The sequence below is a fragment of the Mesorhizobium sp. B1-1-1 genome, from assembly GCF_006442955.1.
GTDB lineage: Bacteria > Pseudomonadota > Alphaproteobacteria > Rhizobiales > Rhizobiaceae > Mesorhizobium.
Genome location: NZ_VFWW01000008.1, coordinates 135,267 through 153,699 on the forward strand (window position 1 = coordinate 135,267; position 18,433 = coordinate 153,699).

17 protein-coding genes and 1 pseudogene are annotated in these 18,433 nt (G+C 62.9%); 3 read left to right on the forward strand and 15 right to left on the reverse strand.

Annotation, left to right across the window (positions count from 1 at the left end):
* Positions 1-114: 114 nt before the first annotated feature.
* Complete coding sequence (locus tag FJ986_RS18040) at positions 115-573, reverse strand: MarR family winged helix-turn-helix transcriptional regulator (RefSeq protein WP_140516702.1); 459 nt, start codon at positions 571-573, stop codon at positions 115-117.
* A 100-nt stretch (positions 574-673) separates the two neighbouring features.
* Between FJ986_RS18040 and FJ986_RS18045 the strand changes: the two genes are divergently transcribed.
* A complete protein-coding gene (locus FJ986_RS18045) occupies positions 674-1,411 on the forward strand; it encodes a glutathione S-transferase family protein (protein WP_140675316.1) in 738 nt (245 codons plus the stop codon).
* Here the strand turns inward: FJ986_RS18045 and FJ986_RS30855 are convergent.
* Positions 1,359-1,519 (reverse strand): annotated as a pseudogene (locus FJ986_RS30855) (FAD-dependent monooxygenase); the annotation flags it as partial. The gene FJ986_RS18045 and the pseudogene FJ986_RS30855 sit on opposite strands and share 53 nt — an antisense overlap.
* A 71-nt stretch (positions 1,520-1,590) precedes the next feature.
* Positions 1,591-2,001 (reverse strand): helix-turn-helix domain-containing protein, encoded by a 411-nt coding sequence (locus tag FJ986_RS18055; protein WP_140670207.1) that lies wholly within the window; start codon positions 1,999-2,001, stop codon positions 1,591-1,593.
* 134 nt (positions 2,002-2,135) lie between these two features.
* Between FJ986_RS18055 and FJ986_RS18060 the strand changes: the two genes are divergently transcribed.
* Positions 2,136-3,029: an SDR family oxidoreductase gene (locus FJ986_RS18060; RefSeq protein ID WP_140675319.1), complete on the forward strand. Its 894-nt coding sequence runs from the start codon at positions 2,136-2,138 to the stop codon at positions 3,027-3,029.
* Positions 3,030-3,068: 39 nt separating this feature from the next.
* On the opposite strand, the gene FJ986_RS18065 is transcribed toward FJ986_RS18060, so the two are convergent.
* The 3 genes from FJ986_RS18065 to FJ986_RS18075 form a co-directional block, all read right to left on the reverse strand.
* The gene (locus FJ986_RS18065) at positions 3,069-4,109 is read right to left on the reverse strand and encodes an aldehyde reductase (RefSeq protein WP_140675322.1); all 1,041 of its coding nucleotides are present in this window, start codon (positions 4,107-4,109) and stop codon (positions 3,069-3,071) included.
* Positions 4,110-4,149: 40 nt separating this feature from the next.
* Positions 4,150-6,069 carry a potassium transporter Kup gene (locus tag FJ986_RS18070; RefSeq protein WP_140495382.1) on the reverse strand — a complete coding sequence of 640 codons (1,920 nt, stop codon included), beginning with the start codon at positions 6,067-6,069 and terminating at the stop codon, positions 4,150-4,152.
* Between the two features lie 103 nt (positions 6,070-6,172).
* On the reverse strand, positions 6,173-6,913 hold the full coding sequence (locus tag FJ986_RS18075; protein ID WP_140675325.1) for a pyridoxine 5'-phosphate synthase: 741 nt from the start codon (positions 6,911-6,913) through the stop codon (positions 6,173-6,175).
* A gap of 112 nt (positions 6,914-7,025) precedes the next feature.
* Between FJ986_RS18075 and FJ986_RS18080 the strand changes: the two genes are divergently transcribed.
* Positions 7,026-7,427 carry an STAS/SEC14 domain-containing protein gene (locus FJ986_RS18080; RefSeq protein ID WP_140495866.1) on the forward strand — a complete coding sequence of 134 codons (402 nt, stop codon included), beginning with the start codon at positions 7,026-7,028 and terminating at the stop codon, positions 7,425-7,427.
* Here FJ986_RS18080 and FJ986_RS18085 read toward each other — a convergent pair.
* The 9 genes from FJ986_RS18085 to FJ986_RS18125 all read right to left on the reverse strand — a co-directional run bounded on the left by FJ986_RS18085 (position 7,420) and on the right by FJ986_RS18125 (position 18,180).
* On the reverse strand, positions 7,420-8,547 hold the full coding sequence (locus FJ986_RS18085) for an ATP-dependent RecD-like DNA helicase (protein ID WP_140516474.1): 1,128 nt from the start codon (positions 8,545-8,547) through the stop codon (positions 7,420-7,422). The genes FJ986_RS18080 and FJ986_RS18085 overlap by 8 nt on opposite strands.
* Positions 8,548-8,675: 128 nt before the next feature.
* On the reverse strand, positions 8,676-9,038 hold the full coding sequence (locus FJ986_RS18090; RefSeq protein ID WP_181168352.1) for a nitrile hydratase accessory protein: 363 nt from the start codon (positions 9,036-9,038) through the stop codon (positions 8,676-8,678).
* Positions 9,025-9,684, reverse strand: a complete 660-nt coding sequence (nthB, locus tag FJ986_RS18095; protein ID WP_140521166.1) for a nitrile hydratase subunit beta — start codon at positions 9,682-9,684, stop codon at positions 9,025-9,027. The genes FJ986_RS18090 and nthB overlap by 14 nt, the downstream gene beginning before the upstream one ends.
* Entirely contained in the window at positions 9,681-10,304 is a 624-nt protein-coding gene (gene nthA, locus FJ986_RS18100) for a nitrile hydratase subunit alpha (RefSeq protein ID WP_140521167.1), read from the reverse strand. Before nthA ends, nthB begins: the two co-directional genes overlap by 4 nt.
* A 73-nt stretch (positions 10,305-10,377) precedes the next feature.
* Entirely contained in the window at positions 10,378-13,539 is a 3,162-nt protein-coding gene (locus tag FJ986_RS18105; RefSeq protein WP_140564201.1) for an efflux RND transporter permease subunit, read from the reverse strand.
* Entirely contained in the window at positions 13,536-14,822 is a 1,287-nt protein-coding gene (locus tag FJ986_RS18110) for an efflux RND transporter periplasmic adaptor subunit (protein WP_140521169.1), read from the reverse strand. Before FJ986_RS18110 ends, FJ986_RS18105 begins: the two co-directional genes overlap by 4 nt.
* 215 nt (positions 14,823-15,037) lie before the next feature.
* Positions 15,038-15,634: a LysE family translocator gene (locus tag FJ986_RS18115; RefSeq protein ID WP_140516483.1), complete on the reverse strand. Its 597-nt coding sequence runs from the start codon at positions 15,632-15,634 to the stop codon at positions 15,038-15,040.
* A gap of 109 nt (positions 15,635-15,743) precedes the next feature.
* On the reverse strand, positions 15,744-16,316 hold the full coding sequence (ilvN, locus tag FJ986_RS18120) for an acetolactate synthase small subunit (RefSeq protein WP_023676680.1): 573 nt from the start codon (positions 16,314-16,316) through the stop codon (positions 15,744-15,746).
* A gap of 82 nt (positions 16,317-16,398) precedes the next feature.
* Positions 16,399-18,180, reverse strand: a complete 1,782-nt coding sequence (locus tag FJ986_RS18125) for an acetolactate synthase 3 large subunit (RefSeq protein WP_140516486.1) — start codon at positions 18,178-18,180, stop codon at positions 16,399-16,401.
* Positions 18,181-18,433: the final 253 nt, after the last annotated feature.

Sequence of the window (18,433 nt, forward strand, 5' to 3'; positions counted from 1 at the left end):
CCGAGCTCAGTACCGTACGTTACGGTTCGGCATATTGCGCAATCCGAAGATCGGCGCAAGGCCAAAATGACGAAATGTCTTTCCCGTGTCCCCGCAGCCGCGCAACGCGTATGTTCAGTCGCCGGCTGGCGGATCGCGCAACCGCCCGAGCAAGGCCGATACCGTGTTCAGTTCTTGCGGCGAGAGCTTGTCGCCAACCAGCTCCGCGATCGACCTGCCATAGACGGCCCACATACGGCGGCGCGTCTCTCGTCCCTTGGCCGTGATGCGGACGGTTTGGCCGCGGCCGTCATCAGCCACCGGCAGCTTCTCGACAAACCCATCGGCTTCAAGTCGGGCCAGCAGCCGCGAAATATTATACTGCGCGAACAGGGTTCGTTCGATCAGCTGGAACGGCCGCAAGCCGCCCTCGCCCGCCTCAGCGAGTTCGTGCAGCACGTCATACCAGGCAAGCGGCGGCAGGCCGCCTTCCTTCAGCGCGTCTTCGGCACGTTCCACCAGCTGGCGTGATACCCGCATCAGGCGTGCCCAGGTCTTGATGGCCTCCGGCGATGGCATGGCTGTCTCGATCATGACGGCATCATAAGAGATAGATGCAACTGCATCAAGCTTGACGACCAATGCATTTGCATCTAGATAGATGCGAATGCATCGATATTGAGAGGCAAATCCGATGAAGCATGCCAACACCCTCATTCTCGTCAGCCATCCCCTTTGCCCCTATGTCCAGCGTGCGGCGATCTCGCTGACCGAGAAAGGCGTGCCGTTCGAGCGCGTCGACATCGACCTCGCCAACAAGCCTGACTGGTTCAAGGCGGTCTCGCCGCTCGGCAAGGTGCCGCTGCTGCGCGTGCAGCGGGGGAACGATGAGACGGTGATCTTCGAATCCGCCGTCATCCTCGAATTCCTCGAAGAAACTGAGGCCAATCCTCTCCACCCGGCCGACCCCTATGCCCGTGCCCGGCATCGTGCCTGGATCGAGTATGGCTCAGCCATCCTCAACGCCGTCGGCCGGTTCTATTCGGCGTCGACCGAGGCAGGATTCCTTGCCGAGTCTCGGACGCTGTCGGAAATGTTCGATCGTGTGGAGACCGAATTGGCGGGCGAAGCCGGCCGGACTGGACCATGGTTCGAAGGCGGGCGCTTTTCGCTCGTCGACGCAGTCTACGGCCCTGTCTTCCGCTACATCGATACCTTCGACCGGATCGGCGATTTCGGCATTCTGGACGGCAAACCGCTCGTCCAGGCCTGGCGCCAGGCATTGAGTGGACGCCCGTCCGTCAAGCATGCCGTGGCGCAGGACTATCCACTGCGCCTGCATGCCTTCCTGCGGGCGAAGGGATCGTATCTTTCGACGGTCATTCGCAAGAACGATCCGGCCAGCGCGCTTCCGCCAGCCCGGTTCGCCTGAACGGATGGACCACCGTGCCGGCCACCATTGAGGCGAGGAACTGCGGCGCCGGGGGATTTTCGCCACCGTCGCCACCAGCCTGTTCCGGATGAAGGGCAGCGCCAATGCCCCCAAGCCGAATAGGCCGGGACAATCCTTCGGCGGCCGGGTGAAATCAAGTCGCGGCGCCGCCCCGTGGCTTATGCCTGGGCGGCATCGAAATCGGCGCGCGCTTCACGCACCGCATCATGGTTGAGTTCGGCCCATAGGATGAATTGGTGCAAGGCGCCGAACATCGAATGTCCGAGATCGGTCAGGCTGTACTCGACGCTCGGCGGCTTGGTTGGGAACACTTCGCGATGCACATAGCCGTCGCGCTGCAGATCGTGGAGCGTCTGGGTCAGCATGCGCTGCGAGATGTCAGGCACCAGCCTGCGCAATTCGCCAAACCGATAGGACCTCTCGGCCAGCGCCATCATCAGCAGCGAACTCCATTTGCCGCTGACGCCGTGGATGACATTGCGAACCGGACAATCGGCAAAATTGCCGCCCCCGCTCATCGCTTTGTAGATCTCCAGCTTCGATTTCAGATTGGTGACCTTGCCGTCCATCGCTGGTTCCCTGGATGTGCCTACCTCCCGAAAAACTGCCTCCTTTACGGTGGCAGGTCAATTCCTATTTTAGTGCTGGTCTCTTTCTGAGACCACTAGAGCACCCGCCGCTTCGGCACAAATCAGGATCTCCGATGACCGAAACCCTTCTCGTCACCGGCGCCTCCGGCCAGCTTGGCCGCGGCGTCATCCGCTATCTCCTGGACGCGCATAAAACTCCGCCTGCAAAGATCATCGCCACGACGCGCAATCCCGAAAGCCTGGCAGATTTGGCGGTGCGCGGCGTCGTTGTCAGGGCCGCAGACTTCAACGACGCCATTTCGCTGGAAACCGCATTCAAGGGCGCCGACAAGGCGCTGATCATTTCGACCGGCGATCTCGATCTCAAAAGCGGCAAGCGCCTGAAGCAGCACGAGAATGCAGTCGCGGCGGCCAAAAACGCCGGCGTTTTGCACCTGCTCTACACCTCGATGCCCAACCCGGAACCGGTGTCGCCGGTCCTGTTTGCCGGTGACCACTACAGCACCGAGCAGGCAATCAAGGCGAGCGGCATCCCCTACACGATCTTCCGCAACGGCTGGTACCAGGAGAACCTGTTCATGGCGCTGCCGCACGCGATCGCCTCGGGGCACTGGTACACGTCCGCCGGCGAAGGCCGCATCGCCCATGGCGCACGCGAAGACATGGCAGCGGCGATCGCCGCCGGTCTCGCTTCTGGCACGACCGACAACAAAACCTACACGCTGACTGGCCCGCAAGCGTACACGACGGCAGAGATCGCCGCCCTCGTCAGCGAAGTCACCGGCAAGCCGCTCGATGTCGTGCAGGTTTCGGATGATGTCCTGACCGAAGGGGTAAAGGCATCAGGCGTTCCCGAGGATTTTGCCGGCGTCGTCGTTTCCTTCGACGTCAACACGCGTGCCGGCCGCATCGCCATGGTGACGGACGCGATCGAGATGCTTTCCGGCAGGACGCCAAGGACGTTGAGACAATTCCTCGAGGCGAACAAGGCTGCCTTGGCAGGTTGAAATCCACGCGGCGGGAAGTCTGTTCTCGACTTTCCGCCCCTACTTCGATGTTTTGATCAGGCCGTGCCGAATAAGGCTCTCTCCGGTCGCCGCCAGCGCGTCTTCGCGCGAACGCGGCTTCCAGCCGAGCATGCGAACCGCCTTGGCATTGGTGGCATTCTTGACCTTGCCCAGCTCAGGCACGAGCTGCGCGACTTCCGGATTGAACAGTCCCACCATGCGCACCAGCCAATCGGGAAGCTCTCTGGTCGAAACGCGCTTCGCCGCGTTGCCGAGCCGCTTTCTCAAGGTTTGCGCGATTTCCCGCACGGTCATGAAATCGCCGGCCACCGCCAGGAAGCGCTCGCCATTGGCAGCTGGATCGGTCATGGCGCGGACATGTAGGTCCGCCACGTCGCGTGCATCGACGGCGCCGAAGGACAGGCGCGGCAGCCCCGGCATGGCTCCATTCATCATGCGTTGGACAAATTCGGTGGAGGTCGAATGGTCCGGGCCAAGCACAGGCCCGAAGATGCCGACGGGGTTGACGGCAGCAAGCTCCAACCCGCCACCCTCGGCGGCGATAAAATCCCAGGCCGCGCGCTCGGCGAGCGTCTTCGACTTCACATAGGCGCTGACCCTTCCCATCGGATCGGTCCAGCTCTCCTCGGTGAACGGACGGCCGTCGGGCGGCATCTTGCCGTAGCCGACAGCCGCGAAGGAGGACGTCAGCACGACGCGTCTGACACCGGCATCTCGTGCCGCCCGCAGCACCCGCAAAGCGCCTTCACGGGCCGGAATGATCAGCTCGTCATCATGCTTGGGCACGCCGGGCGGGAACGGCGAGGCGACATGCAGGACATAGTCGCAGCCCGCAGCGGCTAGCGGCCAGCCGGCATCGCTCATGAGATCGGCGATTGTAAAGGAGAGCCTGTCATCCGGCTCGACGCCACCTGCCTTGAGCATGGCCAGGACATCGGCTTGCCGCCTGGCCGAGCGCACAGTCGTGCGCACGCGGTAGCCAGCCTTCAGCAATTCAAGGATACAGTGAGCGCCGAGAAAGCCAGATCCGCCGGTGACAAGCACCAATTCGCCGCTCATGCCCGTCCCCCGAAGCGTCAGCCCAAGGCGATCGAGACAGTCAGATCGCCACCTGCGTGCCGATCTCTACCACACGGCCGGTCGGTATCTGGAAATATTCGGTGGCGTCGGCCGCCGTGCGCGCCAGCCCGATGAACAGCCGGTCCTGCCACACCGGCATGCCGGAATTGGGCGAGGCTTTCAGCGAGCGCCGGGACAAGAAGAAGGACGTCGTCATGATGTCGAACTTCCAGCCTTGCTTGCGGCAGATCGCCAGCGCGCGCGGGATGTTGGGCTGCTCCATATAGCCGAAGGTCAGCGTCACCCGCATGAACAGCTCGTTGACCGTCTCCATCTTGACCCGGTCGCTGTCGGGCACCACCGGTTGCGGCGCGGTCACCACCGAGAGGATCACATTCTGCTCGTGCAGCACCTTGTAGTGCTTCAGGCTGTGCATCAGCGCGGTCGGCGCGCTGAGCGGATCGCTGGTCAGGAACACCGCGGTGCCGGATACCAGCTGCGGCTTCTTCTTCAACAGATTGCCGGCCAGGAAATCGAGCGGGATCTCGTTGCGGCGGGTCTTGTCGAAGAGATAACGGCTGCCGCGCACCCAGGTCCACATCGCCAGAACGATGGTGAAGGCCACCGCCAGCGAGGCCCAGCCGCCTTCGAACACCTTGACGATGTTGGAAGCAAAGAAACCGACATCGATGAAACCGAACAAGGCTGTCATCGCGACAGCCACCCACAGCCGCCATTTCCAGATGCGGGTCATGACGACAAACAGCAGCACCGTGGTCACCAGCATGTTGCCGGTCACCGAGATGCCGTATGCCGAAGCCAGCCTGCTGGATTCGCCGAAGCCCACCACCAGCATCATCACCACCAGCGCCAGCAACAGGTTGACGCGCGGCATGTAGATCTGGCCGGACTGTTTTTCCGACGTGTGCAGGATTTCCAGCCGTGGCAGCATATTGAGCTGCACCGCCTGCCTGGTCAGCGAGAATGCGCCTGAAATCACCGCCTGGCTGGCGATCACCGTCGCGGCGGTCGCCAGCACCACCATCGGGATCAGCGTCCAGCCTTCGTTCATTTCGAAGAAGGGATGGCCGACCACGCCGTTCTTGGCCAGCACGAAGGCGCCCTGGCCGGCATAGTTGAGCAGCAGGCAAGGGAACACGATCGCCAGCCAGGCGAGCACGATCGGCTTGCGGCCGAAATGGCCCAGATCGGCATAGAGCGCTTCGGCGCCGGTGACCGCAAGGAAGATGGCGCCGATGGTGACGAAGGCGACATCGGGCGAATTGATCAGGAAGGCGACGATATAGTGCGGGCTGATCGCCCACAGGATTTCCGGGTCGGCGATGATATGGTTGAGGCCGGACAGGCCGATAGCCAGGAACCAGACCGCGGTGATCGGGCCGAAAATCAGCGCCACGCCGCCGGTGCCGAAGCGCTGCACCGAAAACAGAACCGCCAGGATGACCAGTGTCAGCGGCACGACATAAGGCTGGAAGGTCGGCGTGACGACATTCATGCCCTCGACCGCCGAGAGCACCGAAATTGCCGGGGTTATGACGGCGTCGCCGAAAAACAGCGAGGCGCCGACGATACCGATGCCCAGGATGATCGCCGAGCGCTTCGGGAAACTGCCGCGCGCCAATGCCATCAACGACAGCACGCCGCCTTCGCCGCGGTTGTTGGCGCGCAGCACGAACATGATGTATTTGATGGTGACGATGATCGTCAGTGACCAGATGATCAGCGAGAGAACGCCAAGAATGTCGCCACGGTCGGCCACTTCGCCGCCCGACGACGCCACCAGCGCCTCGCGGAACGCGTAGATCGGGCTGGTGCCGATATCGCCGTAAACAACGCCGAGCGCGCCGAGCATCAACACCTTGGTGCTGTGCTGCTCGATTTCAGGATGGCTCGATTGTTCGACGGTTTCTGCCTCACTACCAGTGTTGGCAAGGGCCATGAACGACACTCCGATAAGCGGGCGGTGCTCTACGCTTGCTGCGATGCAATATCAAGTACCGTCGCGTTATGGCTGCCATGCTTTGCACGCGAGGCTGCCACCATTACCACCCGCAAGCCCTGAGAAAGCGGCCCACCGTGCCGGCCATGCCATACTCCAACGCGTCGGCTGTCAACCCATGTCCGATCGACACTTCGGCCAATGCCGGAACGCGTCGCGCCAAGGCCGGCAGGTTGCTCACCGTCAGATCGTGCCCGGCATTGACCTCAAGGCCCGCAACAAAGGCCGCATCGGCCGTTTTTCCCAGTCTTTCCAGCTCCTTGGCCGCCTTGGCGGAATCGGCATGGCAACTGCCATAAGGTCCCGTGTAAAGCTCGATGCGGTCGGCGCCGGTATCGCGCGCGGCGTTTATGCCGGCAGGATCCGCATCGGAGAACAACGAGACCCGGAAACCGCCCTTCTTCAGGCGTCTCACGATCGGTGTCAGGAACGTTGCATCGGCGATGAAGTTCCAGCCATGGTCCGAGGTTGCCTGGGAGGGATCGTCGGGCACCAGGGTCACCTGTTCCGGCTGGTGCTTTTCCACGAGCGCCAGGAAATGCTCGGTCGGATGGCCCTCGATGTTGAATTCGGCCCGCGGGAACTCATCGTCGATCAAGGCCCTGATCTTAGGCAGGTCTGAAAGGCGGGTATGGCGCTCGTCCGGGCGAGGATGCACCGTCAGCCCATGCGCTCCCGCCGCAAGCGCGATGCGGCCAAGCCTGATCACATCAGGCCACGGCAGGTCGCGCCGGTTGCGCAGCATGGCGATGGCGTTGAGATTGACGGAAAGCTTTGCGGGCATGGCTTCGGATCCTGCTCGATTTCGGCGCATCTATACCGCCTTTGACGGGAACAGATAGGGGGTTTCCGGTGTTCCAGAAGATCGGATGACGTTTGTGAAAGGATACGATCCCTTGAATTTCCTCGAAGCCGTGCCGGCAATCCGGCGCATCGATACGGACCGTGAGGATCTCTTCGCCATCGATATCGTCGGCCATGTCTCGGCGGCCGACGCGGAAAACCTGTTCGGCCTGCTCGAAGCGGCCTACGCGCTTCACCCGCGAATCGATGTGCTGGTGCGCGTGATCGATCATGACGGCGTCGACTGGAACGACATATCGGACGAGACGCTGCGACAGGGCGCGGTGCAGGCCGCAGAACATATCGGTCGTTGTGCCGCGATCGGCGAGCCGGACTGGACGGCGCAGGCGCGAGACTTCCTCCCTACCCCGCCGCCGGTCGAACTCAGGCATTTCAAAGACGAGGCCGATGCCTGGCAATGGCTCGGCGCCAGGCAACTGGGCTCCGCTACCTGACGATCGTCAACCGTTCGGCCGCCCGGGTGATCGCGGTGTAAAGCCAGCGCTGGCGCGTTTCCTTGAACGCCCAGCTTTCGTCGAACAGCACGATCTCGTTCCACTGAGACCCCTGCGCCTTGTGCACGGTCAGCGCATAGCCATAGTCGAAATCATCGAACCGCTTCTTCTGCTGCCACGGGATATCGGCGTCGGGATCCTCGAACGCCGCCTTGAGCAGCTTGATCTTGGCGACACCGCGGTCCGGATCATCCTCTTCGGGCGACACCAGGAGGTTGATGCCAGGTTTCACCGTCTCGCGCGACGAGGTCATCACCTTCCACAGCGAACCGTTGAGCAGGCCCTTGGCCGGGTCGTTGCGCAGGCACACCAGCTTGTCGCCGGCCTGCGGATAGTCGGCATTGAACCCCTTGAGCTCGCGCAGGCGCTGGTTGTAGCGGCGGCGCGTGCGGTTGGTGCCGACCAGCACCTGGTCCGCCCTCAGCACTAGGTCCTGGTTGACGTCTTCCTTGCCGATCACCTGCGCCGTGCCGTAGTCGCCGCGCATGAATTCGCGCCCCTCGCGCACGTCGAGCGCCAGCCGCAGGATCGGATTGTCGCGCGCCTGCCGGTGGATTTCGGTGAGCAGGAAATCCGGCTCGTGGTCGGTGAAGAAGCCACCGCCCGAGATCGGCGGCAACTGGCCGGGATCGCCCAGCACCAGGATCGGCGTGCCAAAGCTCAAGAGGTCACGGCCAAGCTGCTCGTCGACCATCGAGCATTCGTCGATGATGACCAGTTTCGCACGCGAGATCGGGCTCTGCCGGTTGAGCGAAAAAGTCGGCGACATCGACGTCTTGCCAGTCACCTCGTCTTCGACCGATTCCTCCCCCTTGGGCCTGTAGATCAGCGAATGGATGGTGCGGGCATTGACCGCGCCCTTGGAGCGCAGCACCTGCGCCGCCTTGCCGGTGAAGGCGGCGAACTGCACCTGGCCGTCGACATGTTCGGCGAAATAGCGCGCCAGCGTCGTCTTGCCGGTGCCGGCATAGCCGAACAGCCGGAACAATTGCGGCTTGCCGGCCTTGAGCCAGCGCGCGACCGCCTGCAGCGCCTCGTCCTGTTGGGGTGAAAATTCCATCTGATCGTGTGACCGGATTCGCAAGGGAAAGACAAGATGGCGGCCACCGCCATCGAGGCAGCCGGCGGCAAACAAGGTTATCAGGCGAGGACGGGAACGTAAAGGGAACGGGCGGCGTGTCCGCACGATCACCTGACGGCGTGCGGATCGTTCTCCAGCAGGATCGGCTTGCCGTGCGGCGTGGCATGCGCGGCGCGCTCCCAGGCCCGTGCCATCGCATCGACATCGGGCTTGGCGGCCAATCCTTTCGACGCCAGCAGCGTTTCCAGCGCTGCCAACCAATGTTCGTAATAGTCATGGCCGTCAGCCCCGGCGCCGGGTTTCTTCACTTCGGCCGACAGTGCCTGCGCCCACTCGCTCCACGAAAACAGGCCCTTGTCGTGCAGCGCCACCGTCATCGCGAAGGCTTCGGCCTGCCAGGGCTCGGCGAAGACGGGCGCATCGAGGCCGGCGGGCAGACCGGCAGGCCCGTTCGCCTCAGGCCGGTTCAAGATAGTTCTCCCAGGCATCGATGGACACGGTCAGCGTCGGATCGGCCCCGTCGCCCCAGATCTCGGCTCCGTCGAAAACCACCGTATAGACCCATTGCGGGTTCTCGCCCTGCCCATGCGCGTTGGTGTCCGGGAATACAAAGCCGTCGCGCACCGCTTCGATCCTCCCATGCTTGCCACGCGCGTAGCGCGGCAGCCTGGTGTGGCCGGTCGGATTGAAATTCCTGGTCCGCACGCGGTCGCCGGCCCTGAACCGCGGCGCCGTTTCGACCGGCCGGTTGCACGGAGCGCCCTTGGCCAGCACGGCCGGAACGTCATCGGCCTTCAGCACTCTTTTGGGCGTCGCCGCCGCATCGATCGCCTCGCCTGCCTTGAGATCACGCTCGCTGACGAAACCATGGCGCTTGAGCAGGGTTTCCAGCGCCTTGATCCAGATCTGGTAGTAGCTGGAGGCATAATAGTCGGCCGGATGCAGCGATTCCCGCGCATGCCGACTCTCATCGATATTCCAGGCGCCCATTCCGCCGGCGGTGAGCGTCACGCCGAGCGCCCGCCGCTCCCAGTCGGCATGAAAATACGGCTCGTCCCGTTCCGGCGCCACCGGTCCGAATCCCATCTGTCCACCGAGATCCTGCGGGCCGTTCATGCCGGCTCCCCCGTTTGTTCCGTTTTTTGGGCCAGCGCGGTGCCGATCATGGCATCGCGGCTTACCAATTCGGACAAGCGCTCCTCGCTCCAGCCATCGGTTCCTTGAGGCCGCATCGGGACGACGAGATAGCGCAACTCCGCCGTCGAATCCCAGACGCGTATCTTTGTTGAGGCCGGCAGCGTCAGCCCGAATTCCTCAAGCACGCCGCGCGGATCGATGACCGCGCGCGAGCGGTATGGCGGCGCCTTGTACCAGACCGGCGGCAGGCCGAGCACCGACCATGGATAACAGGAGCACAGCGTGCAGACGACGAGATTGTGCGTCTCTTCGGTGTTGAACACCGTCTGCATGTGCTCGCCTTGCCGGCCGGTGTAGCCCAGCGACCCGATCGCCGCCGTCGCATCGCGCTTCAGCCAGTCGGCAAAAGCGGGATCGCTCCAGGCCTTGGCCACCACCCTCGCGCCGTTGCGCGGACCGATCTTGGTCTCGTAGGTATCGACGATGACATCGATCGCGGCCGGATCGATCAATCCCTTGCGGGTGAGAATGGTTTCCAGCGCGCGCACGCGAGCGGCAAACGGATCGAGTTCGTTGTCGTGGTCATGATCGTGGGACATGGCCACAAACTACGGCTGCGATCCGCCGGCCGCAAGCATGACGACTTGGGCCAGTGGGCGCGACGCGGATACACTACTCCGCGGCCGTCTTTTGCGGCTCGCCTCGGATTTCGTCATCATCGTCGAACAGCGAAGGCTGATCCCCCGCTTCGACCAGATGCAATTCGGGCTTGCGCTTCGGCATCAGCCCGACCAGCCAGCCCGAGAAATTTTCCATGTAGACATAGATTACCGGTGTGACGAACAGCGTCAGCGCCTGCGAGGCGAGCAGACCGCCGACAACGGCGACGCCCAGCGGCTGGCGCAGCTCCGCGCTGGCGCCCGTGCCGAGCGCGATCGGGAACGTGCCCATCAAGGCGGCCAGGGTCGTCATCATGATCGGCCGGAACCGCATCAGGCAGGCCTTGTGGATGGACTCGGTGGCCGACATGCCCTCTCGTCGCAATTCGAGCGCGACGTCGACCATCATGATGCCGTTCTTCTTGACGATGCCGATCAGCATCAGGATGCCGATCACCGCGATGACGGACAGGTCCATGCCCGCGAAGCGCAAGGCGACAACCGCCCCCAGCACAGCCGATGGCAAGCCTGTGAGGATCGTGAGCGGATGGATGAAGCTCTCATAGAGAATGCCAAGCACGATATAGATGGTCAGGATCGCGCCGCCGATCAGCAGGCCCTGGTTGGCGAGCGAATCCTGGAAGGTCTTGGCTGTGCCGGCAAAGCTGGTCGAGATCGTCTCCGGCATGCCGATCTGCTCCTTGAGCGCGTCGATGCGGCTCACGCTGTCGCCGAGCGCCACGCCTTGCGGCAGATTATAGGAGATCGTCACGGCCGGAAGCTGGCCGAGCTGGTTGACCGTCAAGGCGCCGGCCGTGCGATCGACCCGGGCGAAGGCGCCAAGCGGAACCAGGGAGCCGCTCGCCGTCCTCATCTGGATGGCCAGCATCCGCTCCGGCGACCACTCGATCTTGGGATCGAGCTCGGTGATGACTTCGTAGCTGTCGGCGGAGCCGAAGATCGTCGAAACCTGGTCGGTGCCGAACCCGCCATAAAGCGCCGAGCGCAGCGTGTCGGTGTCGATGCCGAGCTGGGCCGCCTTGTCGCGATCCACCACCAGCGTCGCCTGCAGCGCATTGTTCTGCAAATCGCTGGTGACGTCGGTGAAGGTCGCATGATCGGCCGCCATCGCGTCATTCAGTTTCTGCGCCCAGATGTCTGTCTGGCCGGTGTCGAGGCCCTGAACCACGAGCTGGTAGGCGCTGGCAGACGAGCGCGAACCCAGCCTCAGATTCTGCACAGGCTGCATGTAGGTCTCGATGCCCGCGACGCCGGCCAATTGCTTGCGTAGATCCGCAAGCACCTTCTCGATATTGGGCCGCTGGTCCTTGCCCTTGAGCTGGACGAAAAGCTGCCCCTGGTTGAGCGCATTGTTGCCGCTGCCCGCCGACCACGCAACATGGTCGACATAGGGCGAATGCGAGAACACGCTGGCCACCTGCCCCTGCAGCTTTGCCATGGCGTCGAACGAGATGTCCTGGCGCGCAATGGTCGTCACCGATATCTGGCCGATATCCTCCTGCGGGAAAAAGCCCTTCGGCGAGACCTCGATCAGCCACACCGACGCCGCCGCGGTGCCTATGAAGACCAGGAACACCAGGAAAGTGTGCCGCAGACAGAAGCTCAGGATCCGGTCGTAGCCGCGGGTGATGAAATCGCGCCTGTGGCCATCGCCATGCGCCTCGCGGTCGGCCTTGGTCACCGACAGCAGCCGCGAGCACAGCATCGGCGTCAGCGTCAGCGACACGAACATTGACGCCAGGATGGCGACCGTCACCACGACGGCGAACTCGTTGAAGATGCGCCCGATCACGCCGCCCATCAGAAGCACCGGGATGAACACGGCCACGAGCGAGATCGAAATCGAGATGATGGTGAAGCCGATTTCGCGCGCGCCCTTCAGCGAAGCATCGAACGCCGACAACCCATCCTCCTCCATATGGCGGAAGATGTTTTCCAGCATCACGATGGCATCGTCGACGACGAGGCCGACCGCGAGCGTCAGGCCCATCAGTGAGATGTTGTCGATGGAAAAGCCGAACAGGAACATCGCGCCGAGCGTGGCGATCAACGAGATCGGCACCGCCACGGCCGGGATGATGGTCGCCGTAACGCGGCGCAGGAACACGAAGATCACCATGACCACCAGTGCGATGGTCAACAGCAGCGTGAACTGCACGTCGTCCACGGCCTGGCGGATCGAGGTCGAACGGTCGTTGAGCAGTTTGATCTGGGCGGCGGCCGGCATCTGGTCCTGGAAGGACGGCAGCATCGCCTTGACCTTGTCGACGACGTCGACAGTGTTGGCGTCGGGCTGGCGCTGCACCGCCATGATGATCGCGCGCGTGCCGTCATACCAGCTCGCAGTCGTCGTGGTCTGCACCGAATCGACGACGCGTGTCACCTCGCCCAGCCGCACCGGATGACCGTTCTTGGTGGCGATGATGAGGTTGGAGAATCCGGCGGCGTCGGTCAGCTGCGTATTGGCCGTGATCGTCAGCTGCTGTTTGTTGTTCTTCAGAACGCCCAGCGGGGTATTGGAGTTGGCGGATGCGATCGCCGCCTGCAGCTGGTCGATCGAAATGCCGCGCGCGGCAAGCGCGGTCGGGTCGATCTGGATGCGGACCGCATATTTCTGCTGGCCGAAGATGGAGACCTGCGCCACGCCGTCGATGGTCGACAGCGACGGCGAGATGACGTTTTCGGCGAAAGCATCGAGATCGGTCAGCGGAACCGTATCGCTGACCAGCGACATCAAAAGGATCGGCGCGTCGGCCGGATTGACCTTGCGATAGCTCGGCGGCGAGGTCATCTGCGGCGGCAGCGATCTTTGCGTGCGCGCGATCGCTGCCTGCACGTCCGCGGCCGCGGCATCGATGTCGCGGTTGAGCACGAACTGGATGGCGATCGAGGTCTGGCCGAGCGAGTTGGTGGTCGAGATCGAATCGATTCCGGCAATGGTGGCGAATTGCTTGATCAGCGGCGTCGCCACCGACGTTGCCATCGTTTCCGGCGAGGCTCCGGGTAGCTGAGCCGAGACGTTGACGACAGGGAATTCGGCACTGGGCAGCGCCGCCACCGGGAGGAACTTGTAGGCGAATAGCCCGCCCAGAACGAGGGCGAACGACATCAGGAGGGTGGCGACAGGCCTGCGAATGCAGAACTCGGAGATCATTGGGCCGCCTCGCCGGCCTTGTCCGCTTGCGCGATCTTGGGTGCTGCCTGGTCGCCGGATCCGGCGGATGCCTTGCCTTCGTGCACGGCAGCCCCGTTCTTCAGTCGCGTCTGGCCTTCGATAACAACCTTCTCGCCGCTTTTCAGGCCATCGCTGATGGCGGCGCTCTGACCCACGGTCAGCGCCACTTGCACCGGCCGCATTTCGACTGTGTTGTCAGGCTTGACCACATAGACGAACGGCCCCTTCTGGCTGGGCTGCACCGCGACCGTGGGGACGGACGTCATCTGCGGCATGATGCCGGCGTCGAGCACGACATTCACATATTGGCCCGGCCACAGCGACAGATCGGCGTTGGGTATGCTGGCTCGCGTTGCGATGGTGCCGGAAGCGGTATCGACGCTGGAATCGACGAAATCGAGCGTGCCCTTGCCAATGGGTGTCGGGTCGCCGTCCTGGGTCAGGGTCACTGCCCCTTGCTGTGGCTTTGCCAGTGCCTTGTGCAGCAGCGCAAGATTGCTTTCGGGCAGGTTGAAGTTCACCTGCAGCGGATCCATCTGGGTGATGGTGACGAGCGGGGTCGAGGTGCTGCTGCTGCCATTGCTCGTGGTCACGAGATCGCCCACGGCAACGTTGACCGCGCCAAGCCTGCCGGAAATCGGCGCGGTGATCCTGGCAAAGCCAAGCTGGACATTGTCTGCATCGATTGTCGCCTTGTCGGCATCGACAGTCGCTGCCGCCGCCTTCTGCGCGGCAACGGCCTGGTCGTAGGTCTGCTGCGTACCGGCCTGCTTGGCGACAAGATCCTTGGCGCGCTGAAGATCGGAATTCGAACTGGCAAGCAGCGCCTGATCCTTGGCGAGCGTCGCCTGATCCTTGGCGAGCTGCGCCTTCAAGGCACGGTCATCCAGCGAAAACAGGAGATCGCCGGTTTTCACCATCTGCCCGTCCTTGACGTCGATCGACACGATCTGGCTGGACACGCGCGCGTTGATGCTGACCACGGCGGGAGAGGAGACGAAGCCGATGGCGTAGCGCCGGACCGGGAAATCGGCCGTCGTTGCCGTGGCCGAGATGATCGAGGCCGAACGGGCGCCAGTGCCGCCAGCCGCCTGCTTGCCCCCTGCCTGCGGATCCTGGCTATCCGGCGCCGGCTTGTCCGACGCGACCTGATTTACACCGATGATCTGCCGGGCCCTGCTCAGCGCATCGGGAGACAGATAGAGCCAGGCCGCGCCTGCGCAGGCGACCGCAAGCAATGAAAGAATGACTTTTCCACGCATCGACAAAAGACCCTCTCCGTCCGACACGCCATAGCCAGGTGGTCGTATTCTAGCTCAAATCACGACGCCCTGCCGCGATTTCGCTGAATAGATAGGACAGGGCTTTGGCGGAAAAGGGCCAAAACACGGCATTACGAAGATTTAATGTGCACTGCACAATGCATGGGCTGGCCACCATGATCGCGTGCAAAAGCCGGATCGCGAACCTGGACAACTCACCGCAGCATCGGCCAAAGCGTCGCGGCCAGCAACACGCCCATGGCGATGTTGAACCATTTCAGCCGCACTGGATCGGACAGGAAACCGCGCAGCGCCGTGCCGAATCCCGCCCACACTGAAACACTCGGCAGGTTGACGATGGTGAAGGCCACCGAGATCAGCGCCACCGACAGGAACGGATGCTCCGGATTGGAGTAGACGGCCATGGCGGTGATCGCCATCACCCAGGCCTTGGCATTGACCCACTGGAACGCCGCCGCCTCGATGAAACGCATCGGCCGCGCCTTCGTCTCGCCTTTGCCGCTGAGCGAGCGTGACATGGCGATTTTCCAGGCAAGGTAGAGCAGATAGGCGGCGCCGGCGATCTTGAGCGCGGTGTGCAGCGCCGGGAACGCCGTCAGCACGGCGCCAAGACCAAGGCCGACCGCCAGCAGCAAGACAAGAAACCCGATGCTGATGCCGAACATATGCGGCACGCTCCTCACCAGGCCGAAATTCACACCTGAGGCGAGCAGCATCAGATTGTTAGGCCCGGGCGTGATCGAGGTCACGAAGGCGTAGACAAGCAAGGCGAGGAATGCGTCGAGCGACATGATATCCTCCCAGATAAGCCAGTATTATTGTCACTTCCAACGACCGCACAAATGCCACCCTCGGCCGGTGGCCGATCCCGTCGTCACGCTGTGGAGAAACTTACCGGTGCTACATCCCCTGCGGGCCACGGTTCATCGCCGCCACGCCGGTGCGGCAGATCTCTACCAGGCCGAGCGGCTTCATGATGGCGATGAACTGGTCGAGCTTGGAGCCCTTGCCGGTGATCTCGAAGATGAAATGCTCGGTGTTGGCGTCGATGACGCTGGCGCGGAAGGCATCCGCCAGGCGCAGCGCCTCGACGCGGGCCTCGCCGGTGCCGGCGACCTTGACCAGCGCCAGTTCCCGCTCCAGCGGCCGCTCCTGGCCGAACTCCTGCGAGCGCACGGTGAGGTCGACGACGCGGTGGACCGGCACGATGCGCTCGAGCTGGTGCTTGATCTGCTCCAGCACATGCGGCGTGCCGCGCGTCACGATGGTGATGCGCGACAGATGTTTCTCATGCTCGGTTTCCGAGACTGTCAGGCTCTCGATGTTGTAGCCGCGCCCGGAAAACAGGCCGATGACCCGGGCAAGCACGCCCGGCTCGTTGTCGACCAGCACTGAAAGCGTGTGGTTCTCGGGCTTTTCCGTTTCCTTGGCGATGAAATAGGCGGAGCCGGTCGGTTGTAGCTGTGCGTTCATGATGTGAATCTCGACTTCAAACTCTTGGATCTAATCTCTGTTTACGCACGGCTTCTCGCGACAGCCCTGCCTCTGTCCGCTGCTAAACCAGTTCCCTGCCCTTGGCGTCGATGGCGTTGGCCACCGCCTCGTCCGTCGCCTCGTCCGGCAAGAGCATCTCATTGTGCGCCTTGCCCGACGGGATCATCGGGAAGCAGTTGGCGAGCGTCGCCACGCGGCAGTCGAACAGCACCGGCTTTCTGACCGAGATCATCTCCTTGATGGCATCGTCCAGCTCGTCCGGCTTGTCGCAGCGAATACCGTGGCCGCCATAGGCTTCGGCCAGCTTGACGAAATCAGGCATGGCTTCGGTGTAGGAATGCGACAGCCGGTTGCCGTGCAGCAGCTGCTGCCATTGCCGCACCATGCCCATATACTGGTTGTTGAGAATGAAGATTTTGATCGGCGCGTCGAACTGCACCGCGGCACTCATCTCTTGCATCGTCATCTGCACCGAAGCGTCGCCGGCGATATCGACGACCAGCGCGTTCGGATGCGCGATCTGCACGCCCAGTGCCGCCGGCAGGCCGTAACCCATCGTGCCGAGCCCCCCGGACGTCATCCAGCGGTTCGGCTTCTCGAAATGGTAGTGCTGGGCCGCCCACATCTGGTGCTGGCCGACCTCCGTCGTGATGTAGGTGTCCATGTCCTTGGTCAGGGCATAGAGCCGCTGGATGGCATATTGCGGCATGATCACGTCGTTGTTCATCTTGTACGCGAGCGAATCGCGCGCGCGCCATTTGGCGATCTGCTCCCACCAGGGATAGAGCGCCTTCTTGTCGGCCTTGGCGGTTGCCCGCCACAGCCGCACGAGATCCTCCAGAACCCGGCCGACATCGCCGATAATGGGCACGTCGGTGTGGACGTTCTTGTTGATCGAGGACGGATCGATGTCGATATGGATCTTCTTCGAGTTCGGCGAGAACGCGTTGAGCCGGCCGGTGATGCGGTCGTCGAAGCGCGCACCGATGCAGACCATCACGTCGCAGTCATGCATGGCCATGTTGGCTTCGTAGGTGCCGTGCATACCGAGCATGCCGAGCCAGTTCTTGCCAGATGCCGGATAGGCGCCGAGCCCCATCAGCGTCGAGGTGATCGGGAAACCGGTGAGGTCGACCAGTTCGCGCAGCAGATGGCTCGCTTCCGGACCGGAGTTGATGACGCCGCCGCCGCTGTAGATGATCGGTTTCCTGGCACCGGCCAAAAGCTCGACCGCCGCCTTGATCTTCTCCAGATCACCCTGCACCTTCGGCTGATAGCTGGTGCGTGGCGCGGTTTGCGGAGAAACGTAAAAACCCTTGGCGAACTGCACGTCCTTCGGGATGTCGACCACGACAGGACCGGGACGGCCGGTGGTGGCGACATGGAAGGCCTCATGGATGGTTGCGGCAAGTTCGTTGACGTCCTTCACCAGCCAATTGTGCTTGGTGCAGGGGCGCGTGATGCCGACCGTGTCGCACTCCTGGAAAGCGTCCGAACCGATCAGCGAGGTCGGCACCTGCCCGGTCAGGCACACCAGCGGGATCGAATCCATCAGCGCGTCCTGCAAAGGCGTCACCGCGTTGGTCGCGCCCGGACCCGATGTCACCAGCATGACGCCTGCCCTGCCGGTCGAGCGCGCATAGCCCTCGGCCGCGTGGCCGGCGCCCTGCTCGTGCCTCACCAGGATGTGCTCGACGTCGTCCTGCTGGAATATCTCGTCATAGATCGGGAGAACCGCGCCGCCCGGATAACCGAAGACATGCTTGACGCCATTGTCCTTCAGCGCCTGCACCACCATTTCGGCGCCAGTCATTTCGCGCCGCTCGCTCTGTCCGTTGCTCATCGGTTTGGTCCCGTACTGTCCGCCATCTGGCGATTTGCTGGTCGTTTAGTCGTGTTTAAGGCAATAAAAAAGGCCCCCGAGGGAGCCTGTGTGTTGCGCATGGGAGGTTTTCGCCCGGCGGTTACACCGCCTTGCCCACGCGCCTTCCTACGAGAATGAGTGCCTTTTTCATGGTGGCGAACCATAAGGGTGAAAGCAGCCGTTCGTCAATGGGGTCGATTCCGCTTTCATGCCGGCTTGCCCGGTGCATGGC